The following is a 15870-nucleotide window of genomic DNA, read 5'->3' as shown; positions in this document are numbered from 1 at the left end:
ACTTTGTTCGCAACAGCCCACTGGCCAATGCCGAGGGTTGGATCGACGTTAACCCGGAGAATTTGCAGCACAATCACTTCGATAACATCTTTGCGCTCGGCGATGCCACCTCTACCCCCAATGCCAAAACCGCAGCGGCGGTGCGCAAGCAGGCGCCGGTGGTGGCGGAAAACGTCTTGTCGTTGCTGCAGCAGCAGTCATTAAAAGCGCACTATGACGGCTATGGCTCCTGCCCGTTGACCGTAGAACACGGCAAGATTGTACTGGCCGAGTTCGGTTACGGAGGCCGCTTGTTGCCCACCTTCGCCAAAACCTGGCTCAACGGGCTAAAAGCCACGCGCCGTGCCTGGTTTCTGAAAGCCAGTCTGCTGCCCTGGATCTATTTTAACCTGATGTTAAAAGGGCGGGAGTGGTTGGCCAAACCCCAGCCAAACCCTGAATAGCGGTGACAGGACCTCTCCGCTGGCAAACTTATTTGCCGATATTGACCTGGGGACGGCAATATAATCGGCAGTGGCTGGCGCGAGACCTGTTGGCGGCGGTTATCGTCACGGTGATGCTGATTCCCCAGTCCCTGGCCTATGCGTTGCTGGCCGGACTGCCGCCAGAGACAGGGCTCTATGCCAGTATCCTGCCACTGTTGGCCTACGCCTGTTTTGGCACCAGCCGGACGCTGGCCGTCGGCCCGGTGGCGGTAGTCTCACTGATGACAGCGTCCGCGGCAGGGGCCGTGGCGTCACAGGGCAGCATCGGTTACCTGACGGCAGTGGTCGCACTGGCACTGTTGTCCGGTGTGTTCCTGTTATTGATGGGCATCCTGCGACTGGGCATGCTCGCCAATTTCCTCAGCCACCCGGTGGTGTCCGGTTTTGTCAGTGCCTCGGCATTGATCATTATACTCAGCCAGCTCAGTCACCTCCTGGGTATCCGTGCCACTGGCCATACCCTTACCGAGATGACCGCGGCCTTGTTGGCTTCACGCAGCGATATACACCTGCCAACACTGCTGCTGGGGAGTGCTTCACTGCTGCTGTTGTGGTGGATGCGTCGCGGCTTAAAAGCCCGCTTGCTGCGGCTGGGGTTATCCCCTGACAGCGCTGCACTGGCGGCAAAAAGCGGGCCATTGCTGGTCATTACCATGGCCATTGTGTTGTCCTATGGCTTTGATTGGCAAGCGCTGGGCATAGCGGTTGTCGGCAGTATTCCCTCGGGGTTGCCGCTGCTGGCCCTGCCGGGTTTTGAGCCCGCGCTCTGGCGCGATCTGGCGGCCAGTGCGCTGTTGATCAGTATCATCGGTTTTGTGGAGTCCATTGCCATGGCCAGGACCCTGGCTGCCAAACGCCGACAGCGAGTGGATGCGGATCAGGAGCTGATTGGCCTGGGGGCGGCCAACCTGGCGTCGTCCGTGTCCGGTGGCTTTCCCGTAACCGGGGGTTTTTCCCGCTCGGTGGTGAACAACGAGGCGGGCGCTGAAACCCCGGCGGCCGGGGCTTTCACCGCTGTGGGCATCGGGCTGGCCACCCTGTACCTGACGTCGCTGTTGTCCTATCTGCCCGTGGCAACGCTGGCGGCCACAATTGTGGTTGCTGTTGCATCGCTGATCGATCTCAAGGTATTGCGGCAGAGCTGGCGTTATTCGCGCAGTGATCTTTACGCAGCGCTGGTCACCATGGCGTTGACCTTGTTAATGGGGGTCGAGGTGGGTGTGCTCACGGGGTTGGGATTGTCACTGATGCTTTTTTTGCACCGTACCAGTCGGCCCCATATGGCTGTGGTGGGGCAGGTTGAAGGCACCGAGCACTTTCGCAACTGCCGAAGGCACAAGGTTATCCTCGATGAGAAAGTCATCAGCCTGCGGGTTGATGAGAGCCTGTATTTTGCCAATGCCGGATTTTTACAGGACCGCATCAACAGTCTGCTGGCGACATCGGCATCGATCACCGACCTGGTACTGATGTGCTCGGCTGTTAACGATATTGACCTCAGCGCACTGGAGACCCTTGAGGAAATCAATCACCAGCTGCAGGAGGCTGGGGTGCGGTTCCACCTCTCTGAGCTGAAAGGGCCGGTGATGGATAAGCTACAGCGCAGTTGCTTTCTCGACAAGCTCAGTGGCCGCGTGTTTTTAACACAGTACGAGGCGTTCACAACGCTGGCGCAAGGCATTGCAGCACACCCGCTACCTGTGTTATCTAAGTAGGTATTATTACCAAGCTGGTACACAGACATTGCCGGATACAGAAACCGCTATCTATAACTTCCCCCCCTTTTGCCTTGACCTCAAAGCCGGGCAGTTGCTGGAAGGTGAAGACCCCGTAGGGTTGCGCCCCAAATCCCATGCCGTTCTGGCCTGCCTAGTCGCGCAACACGGGGATCTGGTCTCCAAGGAACAGTTGCTGCAGCAGGTGTGGGGCAATGTGGTGGTGGAGGATGGGGCGCTGAAAAACTGTATTCGCGAACTGCGCAGCGCCCTTAACGATACCCCCCGCAACTCCCGTTATATCCAGACCGTGCATGGGCGGGGTTATCGGTTTATAAAACCGGTGACGGTGGATGCGCCTGTTGAGCTATCCACCAAAACCGCAGGTTTGACAGTTCAGTCGGCCATGGTGGACGCCACGGCTGGTGGCTTTGTGGGCAGAGAAGAGCCGCTGCAAAAAATGTTGCAGCTGGCGAGCGAAGCTGCTCAGGGAAGTCGCCGCTTGCTGTTTGTCACGGGCGAGGCGGGTATCGGCAAGTCGTCATTGATCGATGCCTTTTTGCCTTTGCTGAAAGAGCACTCGCGAGCGCATGATCCTGTTCCTATGAACTATCAACACGGCCAGTGCATTGAGCAATATGGCACCGCCGAGCCTTATATGCCGATCATTCAAGCGGTTTCCGCGCTGGCGCAAGGCGAACGCGCAGACCAGGTGCTTGACTGTCTTGAGCGCTATGCCCCCAGTTGGGTGGATCGTTTGTCGACACCAAGCCAGGGCTTGGCGCGCAGCAAGCGCCAGGGCAACCAGGAAGGCATGTTGCTGGAGCTGGTCGAAGCGATCGAGGCGTTAGCGGCAGAGCAATTACTCGTTGTTCACCTGGAAGACCTGCAGTGGTGCGATCTCGCCACCATAGAGCTGTTGAATATACTCTCACGTCGCAAGGGGTTTGCTCGCCTGCTGGTGGTCGCCACCTACCGCCAGGAGGACGTACTCAAGAGCGGCCACCCGCTGCCGGCCATGAAACAGGAGCTGTTGATGCATCGCCTGTGCACTGAGATTCAGCTGCGCACCCTGTCCACCGCGGATGTTCAGCACTATCTGGATTCCCGCTTTACGCCTAACCATTTTGTCGAAACATATCCGGACCTGGCTTCTCACATTCACACCCGCACCGGCGGTAACCCCCTGTTTATGAGTGAAATCGCGCAGCATCTCCAGGCCAGTAAGGGGCTCGATTGGCAGCAGGATCAGTGGGCGGTTACGGATACGCTTGAGGGCGCATTACAGGAAATTCCTGCGGAGTTGCGACAGTTTATCGACCTGCAGGTGAGTCGCTTGGGCCAAGCGACCCAACAGATTCTGGAAGTGGCCAGTTTGGCGGGCATGGAGTTTTCGGCGCGGTTATTGGCGGGTTTTGTGGAGACAGAGGAAGCGGCGATCGATAACCTGTGCATTGAGTTGGTGGAGCAGGGGCACATACTGGAATACGTTGGCGAAAAAATTCTGGAAGACGGGCGGGTCATTCAGCGTTACGGCTTTATTCACGAACTGCACCAGCAAACCCTGGAGAAACGCTTGCCGCCGGCGCAGCGGGTGACGCTTTATCGCCAATTGGCGGAGTTCACGGAAACACTGTTTAAGGATGACCTGGATGCGGTGTCGGCGGAATTGGCGTACTTGTACGAGCGTGGTCGGCTTTATGCGCGGGCGGTACACTACCTGCATTGCTCGGCTCAGCGAGCCAAGCGGCTGGGCGGTTACCGGGATGCCCACAATCACCTGATTAAGGGGCTGGAGCTGGTAGGCCGGGTGAATGATGTGGGCCAGCGAAAAAGATTGGAGGTAGCGCTGCATGCCTCTCTGGGCCTGACCTATGTGGCGACCAAGGGCTGGGCCTCCACAGAGGCTTTTATGGCATTGACCCGAGCGCGTGAATTAAGTGAGGAGCTGCGCGAAAAAATCTATATCTTTCCGGTGCTCTACGGCCTGAGTGGTTACTACAATGGCCGGGCTGAGTTTGCCAAGACACTGCAGCTCTGCCAGGAGATCATTACACGGGCCACCGACGTGGGCGATAAATCCCACTTGTTGGAGGCTTACGTGGGGCAGGGGGCGGCTCATACCTGGTTGGGGCATCCCCACGAAGCCGTTGAAAACTTCAACCGTGCACTGGCACTTTGCGACGAGGGTATCCATCGCTCCCACATTTACACTTACGGTCACGACCCCTATTGTGCAGCCCTGTCCATGCGCGCTATTGCCTTGCTGTTACTGGAGGGGCAAGGTGAGGAACCCCTGGACGCCGAACGCTCCCTGAAAGAAGCCCAGCAGGAAGCGATGCGTCTGAATCATCACTATACCCTGACCTACGTCAACACCTTTGCGGCCATTTTCTATCAGCTGCAGGGGGAGCATCAGAAAACCTTAAACGCGGCGCAGGCGGGTGAAGCACTGTCGCAAAAGTACAACTTTTCGGTGTGGCTGGCGGAAAACCGAATTTTAAAAGGCTGGGCCCAGGCACACTTGTCCGAAGCCCATCGGGGTGTCGCCCTGATGCAGCAGGGAATGACGGAGTTGGAGCAGTTACAATCCCACTGGGGCGCCGCCTATTATCCGTTATTGCTGGCAGAAGGGTTGCGGCGTTTGGGTGATGATGATCAGGCGTTGCAGCTGCAGGAGAAAGCTATCGCCTTTGCCAAACAGGTGGGCGGTTGTTTTTACAGGGTCGACGTTTAGCCAATGAAAGAGGCCAAGTTAGCGCTGGAAGACGCTTTCCGTATCGACAAGCAAGATGGGATCACAGTGTTAGATCCCTTGGATAGCGTCGAATCACAGGCATTAGAGCTAGCTGACGAGTCCTATTCCCAGTGGCTCGACCAACTTCAGACCTGGATAGACGCGGGCCAGTTGCCAAGGGCCTTTCGCCTGAAAATCGGAGAGGTGGGTTTTACTGACTACCTGGTGCCAGAGCACGGGGCCTGCCTGATGATTAATCGGGTTGACGCCGCGGCTTCGTTTCCCGCGGTTTCACATAAGCTGCAGGGGTTGCCCTATCGTTTTCACGCCAATTCGACCCAGCCGTTAACGACAATCGTATTGCTTTTTAAACCGGATTATCTGGCCACTAAACTGGGGCCGCAATCTACACCGGCACAAGCCCGGTTGTTTGCAGCCGGGGAGGCCATGGACCCGGCGGCGCACTTGATTTCGGTACCCATGAGCCCGGCAATGCGAATGCTGGCTGGCGATCTTTTGTCTCTGCCGCTAGCCAATCCTTATTACCCGCTGCAAGCAGAAGCCAAGCTGCTGGAGCTGTTGGCCATTGCACTGGAGGCGATCGCCGCGGACGTGGATCTTCAGGCTCACGAGCTGCAGTATAAGGCGGGGGATATTCGTAACCTCGAAAGCGTGCGCGAGCGCCTGGAACAAGACTACGCCAACCCGCCCGGCCTTGAGGAATTGTGCCAATCTACTGCTTTGAATCGGCGTAAATTGGGCGAGGGGTTTAAAACCCTGTACGGCTGTACCCTGCGAGAGTATGTGGTGGTGCAGCGCATGTCTCATGCCCATCAACTACTGGAGAGCGGCAAGCCCCCGGGGGCCGTGGCGAATTTGGTGGGTTATGCGGATCAGGGCAGTTTTTCAAAGGCTTTTAAGCGTCATTATGGGGTGCTGCCCAAGGATTTTGGCCGGGATCGAAATCAAAGCGTCAGCCACCGTTAAAACAAGTGATTTTAAAGGCTAGAGTTTAGAGCGAACTGAGGCCGTCAGGCGGGGTAATTCCAGCCCTTTTGATTCGGTTCGCTCGTTCAATTGTTCGAATTTAAGCGGCTTGCAGCCGATTTTCGATTGCTTCACTGTTATCTCCCCAATCTGGTGGTTAGCTGGCGGCCTGTCGTACAACCGTGTATCTATTCTCACTTGCCCAATAACATTAAAACCGTGATCCAGCATGGCCTGAATAAACTGGTGGCGCATATACCAACTATCGACCAATACACGCACCTTCCTGCCCGATAGCAGGCGATAAACCGCTCGAATCAGGGTGTTCGCGGCGATCAGCTTTCCAGTATTGGTGACACTGGGAATTAATCGCGACAACAATGACAGCGCCACTGCTGAATCAAAAGGCAAAGCCATTCAGGGCGCGGCGACGATTTTTGTGCTGCTATGTCAAGCTATTGTTTTAATAAATTTCCTCTTTTCTCGGTTCTGAAACTCTAATCTCTGGCACTCAAATTCACAATTCAAAAAGCTCAGCATAGCATATAGCAAACGTCTTGATTGATCAACCAAGTTAGGGTAACGTGTATGGCACATGCGATGGTCGATAATGATTTTTGGCCATCGAGGATTCTGTTTCATCCAGCGACGCTAAATCGTTGCATAGGTTCGCTGGCACTGCGCTTATGCCCGCAGTTATCGTAATGTTGAGCGGCTCAGAAGAAATCATGCGCGACCTCGCCCCGCGCCAGTATGGAGTTGAACGAATGACCATTGAAGTTTGGCACACCCACCAGGCACGCTCTATGCGGGTCCTATGGGCGTTGGAGGAGATGGGGGAGAACCTGAAAATTGATGAACGCTATAAGCCTAAGGTACGTGAATTCTTGAGTCGCATGAAAGAGCGCCCGGCCTTCCAGAAGGTGGCCAAGATTGGTGAAGAGTTCATTTTTTCTAAATAACACATGTAAGTCATTGAATTAAGAAAACAGCAACAGGAAATAGATTATGGCGGTTATCGAATCTCAGCTGGATACCCAGTCCGATGCGTTCAAAAACAATTTAAAAGTGATGACGGCAGCGGTAGACGAATTTCGCGGTATTGAGCGCCGCGTGATTGAAGCGGCGCAGGCCAAGGCAGATCGTTACATTAAAAAAGGCTATATCCCTCCTCGCGAGCGCTTGAGTTTGCTGCTGGATGCCGGAGCACCCTTTCTCGAGCTATCAAGCCTGGCCGGCTATATGCAAGACGAAGACACCGATGGTTCTGGTGCCGGTGGTAGCTATATAGCCGGTATCGGTTATATCGGTGGGGTTCGCTGTGTGGTGGCGGTTGACGATTACCTGACCAAAGGCGGCAGCATCGGCCCAATGGGTGGGAAAAAGCGTATCCGTATGCTGAACATCGCTATGAAAAACAAATTGCCCATGGTGAACCTTTCCCAAAGTGGCGGCGGAAACCTGAAATTAGTAGGTGATACCTTTGGCGAATCTGGAAGTGTGTTTGCTTTGCAGTGTCGCCTGTCCGCTGCAGGCATTCCACAAATCACGGTTGTTCATGGCAGTGCTACCGCAGGTGGTGCTTATCAGCCAACGCTTTCTGACTACCTGATTCTGGTGCGAAAACAATCCACCATGTACTTGGCGGGCCCTCCGTTGTTGAAAGCGGCCACCGGTGAAATCGCCACCGATGAAGAACTGGGCGGCGCCGAGATGCACAGCGAAGTGGCCGGCACCAATGATTACCTGGCCGAGAACGATGCCGACGGTATTCGTATTGCCCGCGATGTGACCAAAAAGTTAGGCTGGAATAAAAATCAGCCTCTGCACGCCGAAGTGTCCTATCAGGAACCGCTGTACGCCGCCGAAGAATTGCGTGGCATTGTGCCAGAAGATGCAAAAACCCCGTTTGATATGCGCGAGGTGATCGCCCGTATCGCCGACGGTTCTGACTTCTTGGAATTCAAAGCTGATTTCGATAACGGCACCCTGTGTGGCCATATGGATATTGAAGGTCAGCCCTGTGGTGTGATCGGCAACAACAGCCCGATTACCGCAAAAGGTGCTGCCAAGGCGGCACAGTTTATTCAGTTGTGTGAGCAGTCTGGCACGCCCCTGTTGTTCTTAGCCAACACTACCGGCTTCCTGGTCGGTACTGAACCAGAACAAGCCGGCATTATTAAACACGGCGCCAAATTTATTCAGGCCGTGGCCAATTGCACCGTACCAAAAGTCACGATCATCGTGAGCGGCTCTTACGGTGCTGGTAACTATGCCATGGCTGGCCGCGGTATGGATCCGCGCTTCCTGTTCGCCTGGCCTCGCAGTGTGGTGTCAGTGATGGGTCCGGCGCAAGCCGGTAGTGTTTTGCGTCAGGTAGCAGAAGCCAAAATGGCTCGAGCCGGTGAGATTACTGAGCAGATGCGCGCTTCGGTCGACGCTCTGGAAAAAGACACGACTGAGACTATGGAAGCCAAATCCAACGCCCTGGCCAACACCGCGCGGGTTTGGGACGACGGCATGATTGATCCCGCCGACACCCGTTCGGTGGTGGCGTTTGCCTTAAGTGTTTGTCGCGAAGGCGATGAGCGTAGTGTTAACACAAATACCTTTGGTATTGGACGTTTATAAGGCCCGTCTTTTTATAAGACCTGTCTGAGGCAAAATTAGGAATCAAAAATCATGAGCAAAATTACCAAAGTATTAGTTGCCAACCGTGGCGAAATTGCCGTTCGCGTGATGCGTACCGCCCGCGACCTGGGTTATCGCACTGTTGCCGTTTACAGTGAAGCCGATGCCGGCGCACTGCACGTACAAGAAGCCGATCAGGCGGTGTGTATTGGCCCTGCAGCCGTAGGTGAATCCTACTTAGTCGCCGATAAAATTCTGACCGCCGCCAAGCAAACCGGTGCCGATGCGATTCACCCGGGTTACGGTTTCCTGTCAGAGAACGCCGCCTTCTCTGAAGCCTGTGAAGCACAAGGTATTACCTTTATCGGCCCGCGTAGCGAAGCCATCAACCTGATGGGCAGCAAGCGTCTGTCTAAAATCGCTATGATCGATGCCGGCGTACCTTGCATTCCCGGTTATCAGGACGCCGATCAGTCCGATGAAACCCTGCTGGCTAAAGCCAAGGACATTGGTTTCCCGCTAATGGTTAAAGCCTCCGCCGGTGGTGGTGGCCGCGGCATGCGTCTGGTATTCGAAGAAAGCGAACTGGCCGAACAAATTCGTACTGCACGCTCTGAAGCCGAAACCGCCTTTGGTAGTGGCGAGTTGATTCTGGAACGCGCTGTTATCGAACCACGCCATATCGAAATTCAGGTGTTTGCCGATGAGCACGGCAATGCGGTGTATTTGGGCGAACGTGATTGTTCTATTCAACGTCGTCACCAGAAAGTCGTCGAAGAAGCACCGTCTCCCTTTGTAGATTCCGAGCTGCGCCAACGTATGGGTGAAGCTGCCGTTAACGCTGCCAAAGCCTGTAACTATCGCGGTGCCGGTACCGTTGAGTTTCTGGTCGATGCCGACAAGAATTTCTACTTCCTGGAAATGAACACGCGCCTGCAGGTAGAGCACCCGGTTACCGAGCTGATTACTGGTTTGGACCTTGTGGCCTGGCAATTAAAAGTTGCTGCAGGTGAAAAGCTGCCGCTGAGCCAAGATGATGTCGAGCTAAACGGCCACGCGGTTGAGGTACGCCTTTACGCCGAAGATCCTCGCAATAACTTTATGCCACAAACCGGTCAAGTACGTTTATGGGACTACCCGGAACGCGCCGGCATCCGTATGGATCACGGTATTCAAACCGGTCAGGAAGTCAGCCCTTTCTATGATCCCATGATTGCCAAAGTCATTGCCTACGGTGATAACCGTGCCGAAGCCATTCGTCGCTTAGCCTCTGCGGTTCAGGACACTCAACTGCTGGGCATGAACAACAACAAACTGTTCCTGCAAAACGTACTGCGCCACGAAGTGTTTGGTGCCGGTGAAGCGACCACTGCATTTATTGAGCAACACTTTAGCAGTGATGTCAGCATGGATCAAAAAGAACCATCCGCGGCGACGCTCGCAAGAGCTGCCATGCTGTACTTCCAGCGCTCAATTGAGGCCGGTCAGGATGTTAAATTCCACTGGAGCCGCTCTACCCCGCAAAGTTACGCTTACAAACTCGAGTTCGACGGCAAAGCCACTACCGTTAACCTGAGCGAAAGTGAACATCAGTTTGAGATCAGCGTTGTTAAAGACGGCGCAGATGAAGAAAGCACATCATTGCAGTTCATCTCTCAAGATGAAAACACCTGTGTATTTATCGAAAACGGTGTACGCGAAACCCTGAACTTTGCCTTCGATAACAACACCCTGTACCTGGATGACGGTACTGGCCACTTTATCCTGGAAGACGTCACCCACCAGCCTGCTGCCGCAGCGGGTGGCGCAGGCAGTGGCCAGGTGAAAGCCTCCATGGACGGTGCCATTGCCGAAGTACTGGTGCAAGAAGGTGACACGGTTGAAGCCGGTCAAACCCTGGTGGTACTGGAAGCCATGAAGATGGAGCACCCACTGAAAGCCGGCATTAGCGGTACCGTGACAGCGGTTAGTTGTGAAGCTGGCCAGCAGGTTAAATCCAAGCAGTTACTGATCAGCGTAGAAGGCGAGTAATACTCGCCTGCAAAAACGTTAAAACACAGGAATAAAGTTATGACTGATGTAATCAAAATTGCTAACTGCAGTGGCTTTTACGGCGATAAATTATCCGCTGCACTGGAGGTGGTCGAAGGCGGCCCCATTGATGTACTGACCGGTGACTACCTGGCCGAGCTGACCATGGCTATCTTGTATGGTCAAAAAATGAAAAGAAACACCGGTTATGTCGGTACCTTTTTAAAGCAAGTGAAACAAGTCCTGAAGCCGTGTATTGAAAAAAATATCAAAATAGTCAGTAACGCTGGTGGCTTAAATCCAGCGGCTATGGCTGATGCAGTAAAAGAAATTGCCAAAGAGCTAAACCTTGACGTCAAGGTTGCCTATATAGACGGTGATGACTTAGCGCCGCGTATGCAAGAGTTGCAGGCCGAAGGCGAAGCCTTTGTAAATATGGATACCGGTGCAAACCTGGCCGACAACAAAAATAACCTGTTGACCGCCAACGCCTATCTGGGTGCCTGGGGTATCAAAGAAGCACTGGACCAAGGCGCCGACGTGGTCATTTGTCCACGCGTGACCGATGCTGCGGTGGTCATTGGTCCTGCCGCCTGGAAATTTAACTGGCAGCGCACCGATTACGACGCCCTGGCAGGTGCGTTAGCTGCAGGCCATGTGATCGAGTGTGGTCAACAGGCCACCGGCGGTAACTACGCCTTTTTTCAGGAAGTACCAAGCTTCGACAAGCCCGGCTACCCCATTGCCGAGATTGAAGCCAACGGTAACTTCACGGTAACTAAACACGCCGGTACCGCTGGTTTGGTTTCGGTAGGCACCGTTAAATCGCAACTGCTGTATGAAATTGGTGATCCGGCCTACAAAAATCCGGACGTGATTGGCCACTTCGATACATTGAGTATTGAACAAACGGGTGAAGATCGTGTTTACGTCAGTGGTTGTAAAGGCTCCTGCCCACCGCCAAGTCATAAAGTCTGTATTAATACCCTAGGCGGTTTCCGTAATGGCTTTGAGATCATGCTCACCGGCCTGGATATTGAAGCCAAAGCCAAAGTCTTAACCGATGCTTTTTTCAACAATATTGGCGGCAAAGAACAATTTGACGATGTCTCCATCGAACTGCTGCGCACTGATAAAGAAAATCCACAGTGCAACGAAGAAGCCTTCGCCCGCTTGCGCATTATCGCCAAGTCCAGCGACAAGGATTTAGTCGGCCGCCTGTTCAGTGCCAAAATGGTTGAAATCGCGCTGGCCAATATTCCCGGTTTCGGCCCGATGAATCCAATCGGTAATGGTGAGAGTTTCCTGGTGTACTGGCCAACTTTGGTGGACAGTCAATATATCACCGAGTATGTGCATATTGATGATCAAGTTACTGAAGTTACGCCGACCAGCCAGCTTGATCTGGAAACAGTAAACCATGAGGTCGTAGCTGCTGAAGTACCTGCTGCACCAACGGGTGATACCGTAAGTATTCCATTCGGCCGTTTATTCGGTACTCGCTCCGGCGATAAAGGTGGCTGTGCCAATGTCGGCGTCTGGGCCACCAGTGAAGCAGCCTACGGATTTCTGCACGAGTTTTTAACCGTCGATCGATTAAAAGCCTTGATGCCTGAAACGGCCGACCTGGAAGTGATTCGTTACGACCTGGCCAATATTCATTCCCTGAACTTCTTTATCAAAGGCATTCTGGGCGAGGGCGTTGCCTCATCGGTCCGTATGGACGCACAGGCGAAAACGATGGGTGAATACCTGCGGGCTAAAGTGATTGAAGTACCAGCAGTGTTAGCAAACAAAATCCAATAAAGGGTTATTACCTCCGTAGGAGCCCGCTCCTACAGCAAAAAACTGTTGTAGATTCATAAAAAATTAATGAGTACAGAATCATGTCTGAAGAAAAATTATCCCTGCAAGGCCTGGTTTTTGAAGTCGTTGAGCTTGAGGTCAAGAACCACATCCTGACCATCACCCTAAACCGCCCCAAGCGCAAAAACGCCATCAACCCCACCATGGCCGCTGAGATTATCTACGCTCTGGATTACGCCAAACAGGAACGTGATATTCGCGTTGTGGTACTGGCCGCTAACGGCGATGTTTTCTGTGCTGGCGGCGACTTATCCGCCATGAGCGGCAAAGCTCAGGAAACCACCTCAACCGTACCAGTACGTGGTGGACAGGACGATCTTGCCCTGCGCCTCCGCCACCTCAACAAACCGTCGATTGCCTGCGTTCAAGGCAATCTGTTTGCCGGTGCCTTATTGTTCCTCTGCAACGTTACCCACGCCATTGCCGCCGAAGGAGTGAAGTTTTCTGCACCGGAAATCAAACGCGGTATCTGGCCGTTTATGGTGATGGGCGGGTTGTTCCGAGTTATGCCGCAACGCGCCGCATTGGATTTTGTCATGCGCGGCAATGCCATTTCAACCGAGCAAGCTGAAAAGTGGGGCCTGATTAACGAGGCAGTACCGGCTGATTCATTACAGGATCACGTCGCCAGTTTGGCTACTGAATTGGCTAGCCTCGCCCCAGGAACCATGAGTCTTGGCTTAGCAGCCTATGTTCAACAGGATAATATGGACTTTGACAGCGCGCTGCCGTTTTTACGTGATCAGTTAAACGCCTGCCTGCAAAGCGCGGATGCGAAAGAAGGCATTACCGCCTTTTTTGAAAAACGCGAGCCCAAGTGGGATTAATTCTCTCTTTACGCGCGAGGTCGACCCCTTACTTCCAGCCTAGATATATTTTCCAATTTGGTGCCAAACCCGTTCGCCCTCTGAGCGGGCTCCTACAAATTGACAACATTCTCTGGAATTCTGAAATGAGCCAACCATTGCTGCAAGAAATTAACGAAGGTGTTCTCGTAATCACCTTCAATAACCCGGAAAAGAAAAACGCCTTCAATAGTGTGGCTTGGGTCGCATTGGCATCGAGACGGAGTATTAACAATGATCCCAAGAACCATTTTTGAACCGGAACACGAACAGTTCCGCGAGAGTGTCCGCAAGTTTTTTGAATCCCATGCTGTGCCTTACCATGCCCAGTGGGAAAAGGATGGCCAGATTGATCGTGCCCTTTGGAACAAGGCCGGTGAGATGGGTTTTCTGGCCCCCTCGGTACCTGAAGAATACGGTGGTATGGGGCTGGATTATCTCTATAACACCGTTATGGATGAAGAGATGGCAAAGCTGGGGCTTAGCGGACCAGGATTCCATTTGCAGAACGATATTACCGTGCCTTACCTGGTTAAACATGCCAGTGAGGCGCAAAAGCAGAAATATCTGCCCAAGTGTCTGAGCGGTGAAATGATTGTCGCCATTGCGATGACCGAACCCGGCACGGGTTCTGACCTGCAAGGGGTAAAAACCACGGCGATTGCCGACGGTGATGAGTATGTTATCAATGGTTCGAAAACCTTTATCACTAACGGTCAGCAGGCCGATTTGGTGATTGTGGTGTGTAAAACTGACCCCAATGCCGGCGCCAAAGGTATCAGTTTGCTGTTGGTCGAGGCTGGCACCCCTGGTTTTGAGAAAGGCTCCAACCTTGAAAAAATAGGCCTCAAAGCTCAGGACACCTCCGAATTGTTCTTCCAGGATGTGCGTGTACCCAAAGAGAATATGTTGGGTGAAGAGGGTATGGGTTTTGTCTACCTGATGCAGGATTTGCCCCAGGAGCGCTTGACCATTGCTGTTATGGCCACTGCGGGTATGGAGGCAACTCTGCAGCAGACAGTGGATTACGTGAAAGAGCGCAAGGCCTTCGGTCAGCCCATCGCCAATTTTCAGAATACCCAGTTCAAGCTGGCGCAGATGGATGCGGAAATTACTGCCATGCGCGTATTTGTCGACCGCTGTATTGAGTTGCATGTACAGGGCAAGTTGGATGCAGTTACCGCCTCCAAAGCCAAGATGCTGGCTTCCGATTTGCAGAACAAGGTGATCGATGAGTGCCTGCAGTTGCACGGTGGTTACGGTTATATGTGGGAGTATCCGGTAGCACGTGCCTTTGCTGATGCCCGTATCCAGCGCATCTTTGGCGGTACCAATGAAGTGATGAAAATAATTATCAGCCGTGAATTGTTGGCTGATTAATGAATCCTGTAGGAGCGGGCTCCTCCGCACAGATGTTTACACATTAAATTAAGGTAGGTACAAACATGGATATTTCAGGAAAGGTTGCGATTGTTACCGGTGGCGCATCGGGTTTAGGTGAAGCGACTGTACGCGCTTATGTAGAAAAAGGCGGTAAGGTCGCAATCTTTGACATGAACGCCGAGCGTGGCACCGCACTGGTGAATGAGCTGGGTACCGACAAGGTAGCCTTCTTTAACGTTAACATAGCCGATGAAGAATCCGTAAAAGCGGGCATTGCCGGTGTTGTGGAAAAGTTTGGTTCCATCCATATCTGTAACAACTTTGCCGGTATCGGTGATGCGGTTAAAACCCTGGGTAAGGATGGCGTTCATCCGCTGGATCGCTACAAGCGTGTGCTGGACATTAACCTGATCGGTACTTTTAATGTTGCCCGTTACGCTGCCGAGCAGATGGAAAAGAACGAGCCGTTTAATGAGCACGGCGGTCGCGGTGTGATCATCAATACCGCGTCTGTTGCAGCCTACGAAGGTCAAATCGGCCAGGTGGCCTACAGTGCCTCCAAAGGCGGTATTGTTGGCATGACCCTACCCATGGCTCGCGATCTGGCGTCCATCGGTATTCGCGTAAACACCATCGTGCCAGGCACGATTCACACACCTTTGTTTGACACGGTCCCAGAGGCCGCCATAAATGGCCTATCTCAAGCTGTATTAAACCCCAAACGTCTGGGACGCCCGGAAGAAATTGCTCACTTGTCTGTGATGATGGCAGAGAACGAATACCTCAATGGCGAGTGTATTCGTCTTGATGGTGGTATTCGTATGCAGCCTCGATAAACGGTTGCCAGTAGAGCCGAGTTGAAAGCGAAAGGGGATGTTTGATAAATCTGTGGGAGTTGGCGGGTAAGAATTTCTTTGAAGAGAAATTTTTCAGCTCTCTTAAACGTTGCCCTGGCGAGATTGTGCCGGGGTGGATCCTGTTCAGGCTTTTAATGCCCGGATACCCATTGCCGCCCTAGGGGTAGCCATAATTGCATCGGGAGTTCCAGATGAAAGTAACCAAACAGATGCTGCACGAAGACCTGCGTGCGTATTTTAGACCGTTAAGTGCGTTTGCTGCCATTGGCAAATACAAACCGACAATACAGCTGATGAACGCATTAAGCAGGTTGTCGAAAGGTAAAAATATCG

The 15870-nt window shown here is 53.3% G+C and carries 10 protein-coding genes and 2 pseudogenes; 11 read left to right on the top strand and 1 reads right to left on the bottom strand.

The genetic code is table 11. The annotated features are described in order from the left end of the window. The 4 genes and pseudogenes from HBA55_RS35235 to HBA55_RS35220 form a co-directional block, all read left to right on the top strand. A pseudogene (locus HBA55_RS35235) lies at positions 1-443 on the top strand (pyridine nucleotide-disulfide oxidoreductase); the annotation flags it as partial. A gap of 32 nt (positions 444-475) precedes the next feature. Next, entirely contained in the window at positions 476-2200 is a 1725-nt protein-coding gene (locus HBA55_RS35230) for a SulP family inorganic anion transporter (protein ID WP_206020115.1), read from the top strand. Between the two features lie 28 nt (positions 2201-2228). Beyond that, positions 2229-4937, top strand: a complete 2709-nt coding sequence (locus HBA55_RS35225; protein ID WP_167000490.1) for a winged helix-turn-helix domain-containing protein — start codon at positions 2229-2231, stop codon at positions 4935-4937. 3 nt (positions 4938-4940) lie between these two features. Further along, complete coding sequence (locus HBA55_RS35220) at positions 4941-5924, top strand: helix-turn-helix transcriptional regulator (protein WP_167000488.1); 984 nt, start codon at positions 4941-4943, stop codon at positions 5922-5924. A gap of 165 nt (positions 5925-6089) precedes the next feature. On the opposite strand, the pseudogene HBA55_RS38340 reads toward HBA55_RS35220, so the two are convergent. Beyond that, positions 6090-6323, bottom strand: a pseudogene (locus HBA55_RS38340) (IS701 family transposase); the annotation flags it as partial. Between the two features lie 368 nt (positions 6324-6691). Here HBA55_RS38340 and HBA55_RS35210 point away from each other — a divergent pair. The 7 genes from HBA55_RS35210 (at position 6692) to HBA55_RS35180 (ending at position 15516) form a co-directional block, all read left to right on the top strand. Further along, the gene (locus tag HBA55_RS35210) at positions 6692-6886 is read left to right on the top strand and encodes a thioredoxin domain-containing protein (protein ID WP_167000483.1); all 195 of its coding nucleotides are present in this window, start codon (positions 6692-6694) and stop codon (positions 6884-6886) included. Positions 6887-6932: 46 nt separating this feature from the next. After that, a complete protein-coding gene (locus HBA55_RS35205) occupies positions 6933-8555 on the top strand; it encodes an acyl-CoA carboxylase subunit beta (protein ID WP_167000481.1) in 1623 nt (540 codons plus the stop codon). A 51-nt stretch (positions 8556-8606) separates the two neighbouring features. Next, positions 8607-10586, top strand: a complete 1980-nt coding sequence (locus HBA55_RS35200) for an acetyl/propionyl/methylcrotonyl-CoA carboxylase subunit alpha (RefSeq protein ID WP_167000479.1) — start codon at positions 8607-8609, stop codon at positions 10584-10586. Between the two features lie 39 nt (positions 10587-10625). Beyond that, a complete protein-coding gene (locus HBA55_RS35195) occupies positions 10626-12392 on the top strand; it encodes an acyclic terpene utilization AtuA family protein (protein WP_167000477.1) in 1767 nt (588 codons plus the stop codon). Between the two features lie 80 nt (positions 12393-12472). Beyond that, the gene (locus tag HBA55_RS35190; protein ID WP_167000475.1) at positions 12473-13279 is read left to right on the top strand and encodes an enoyl-CoA hydratase/isomerase family protein; all 807 of its coding nucleotides are present in this window, start codon (positions 12473-12475) and stop codon (positions 13277-13279) included. A gap of 252 nt (positions 13280-13531) precedes the next feature. After that, positions 13532-14677 (top strand): acyl-CoA dehydrogenase family protein, encoded by a 1146-nt coding sequence (locus HBA55_RS35185; RefSeq protein WP_167000473.1) that lies wholly within the window; start codon positions 13532-13534, stop codon positions 14675-14677. 65 nt (positions 14678-14742) lie between these two features. Next, positions 14743-15516 carry an SDR family NAD(P)-dependent oxidoreductase gene (locus HBA55_RS35180; protein WP_167000471.1) on the top strand — a complete coding sequence of 258 codons (774 nt, stop codon included), beginning with the start codon at positions 14743-14745 and terminating at the stop codon, positions 15514-15516. The last annotated feature ends 354 nt before the right edge of the window (positions 15517-15870 follow it).

Source organism: Pseudomaricurvus alkylphenolicus (assembly GCF_011683955.1).
In the GTDB taxonomy this organism is placed as follows: domain Bacteria; phylum Pseudomonadota; class Gammaproteobacteria; order Pseudomonadales; family Cellvibrionaceae; genus Pseudomaricurvus; species Pseudomaricurvus alkylphenolicus.
Note: the sequence above shows the minus strand (reverse complement) of the source record. Positions and strands in the feature narration are given on the sequence as shown.

Excerpts from the sequence above, each read along its gene's own strand:
- HBA55_RS35220 (WP_167000488.1), top strand. The coding sequence starts at position 4,941 with ATGAAAGAGGCCAAGTTAGCGCTGGAAGACGCTTTCCGTATCGACAAG.
- HBA55_RS35210 (WP_167000483.1), top strand. The coding sequence starts at position 6,692 with ATGACCATTGAAGTTTGGCACACCCACCAGGCACGCTCTATGCGGGTC.
- HBA55_RS35205 (WP_167000481.1), top strand. The coding sequence starts at position 6,933 with ATGGCGGTTATCGAATCTCAGCTGGATACCCAGTCCGATGCGTTCAAA.
- HBA55_RS35200 (WP_167000479.1), top strand. The coding sequence starts at position 8,607 with ATGAGCAAAATTACCAAAGTATTAGTTGCCAACCGTGGCGAAATTGCC.
- HBA55_RS35195 (WP_167000477.1), top strand. The coding sequence starts at position 10,626 with ATGACTGATGTAATCAAAATTGCTAACTGCAGTGGCTTTTACGGCGAT.
- HBA55_RS35190 (WP_167000475.1), top strand. The coding sequence starts at position 12,473 with ATGTCTGAAGAAAAATTATCCCTGCAAGGCCTGGTTTTTGAAGTCGTT.
- HBA55_RS35185 (WP_167000473.1), top strand. The coding sequence starts at position 13,532 with ATGATCCCAAGAACCATTTTTGAACCGGAACACGAACAGTTCCGCGAG.
- HBA55_RS35180 (WP_167000471.1), top strand. The coding sequence starts at position 14,743 with ATGGATATTTCAGGAAAGGTTGCGATTGTTACCGGTGGCGCATCGGGT.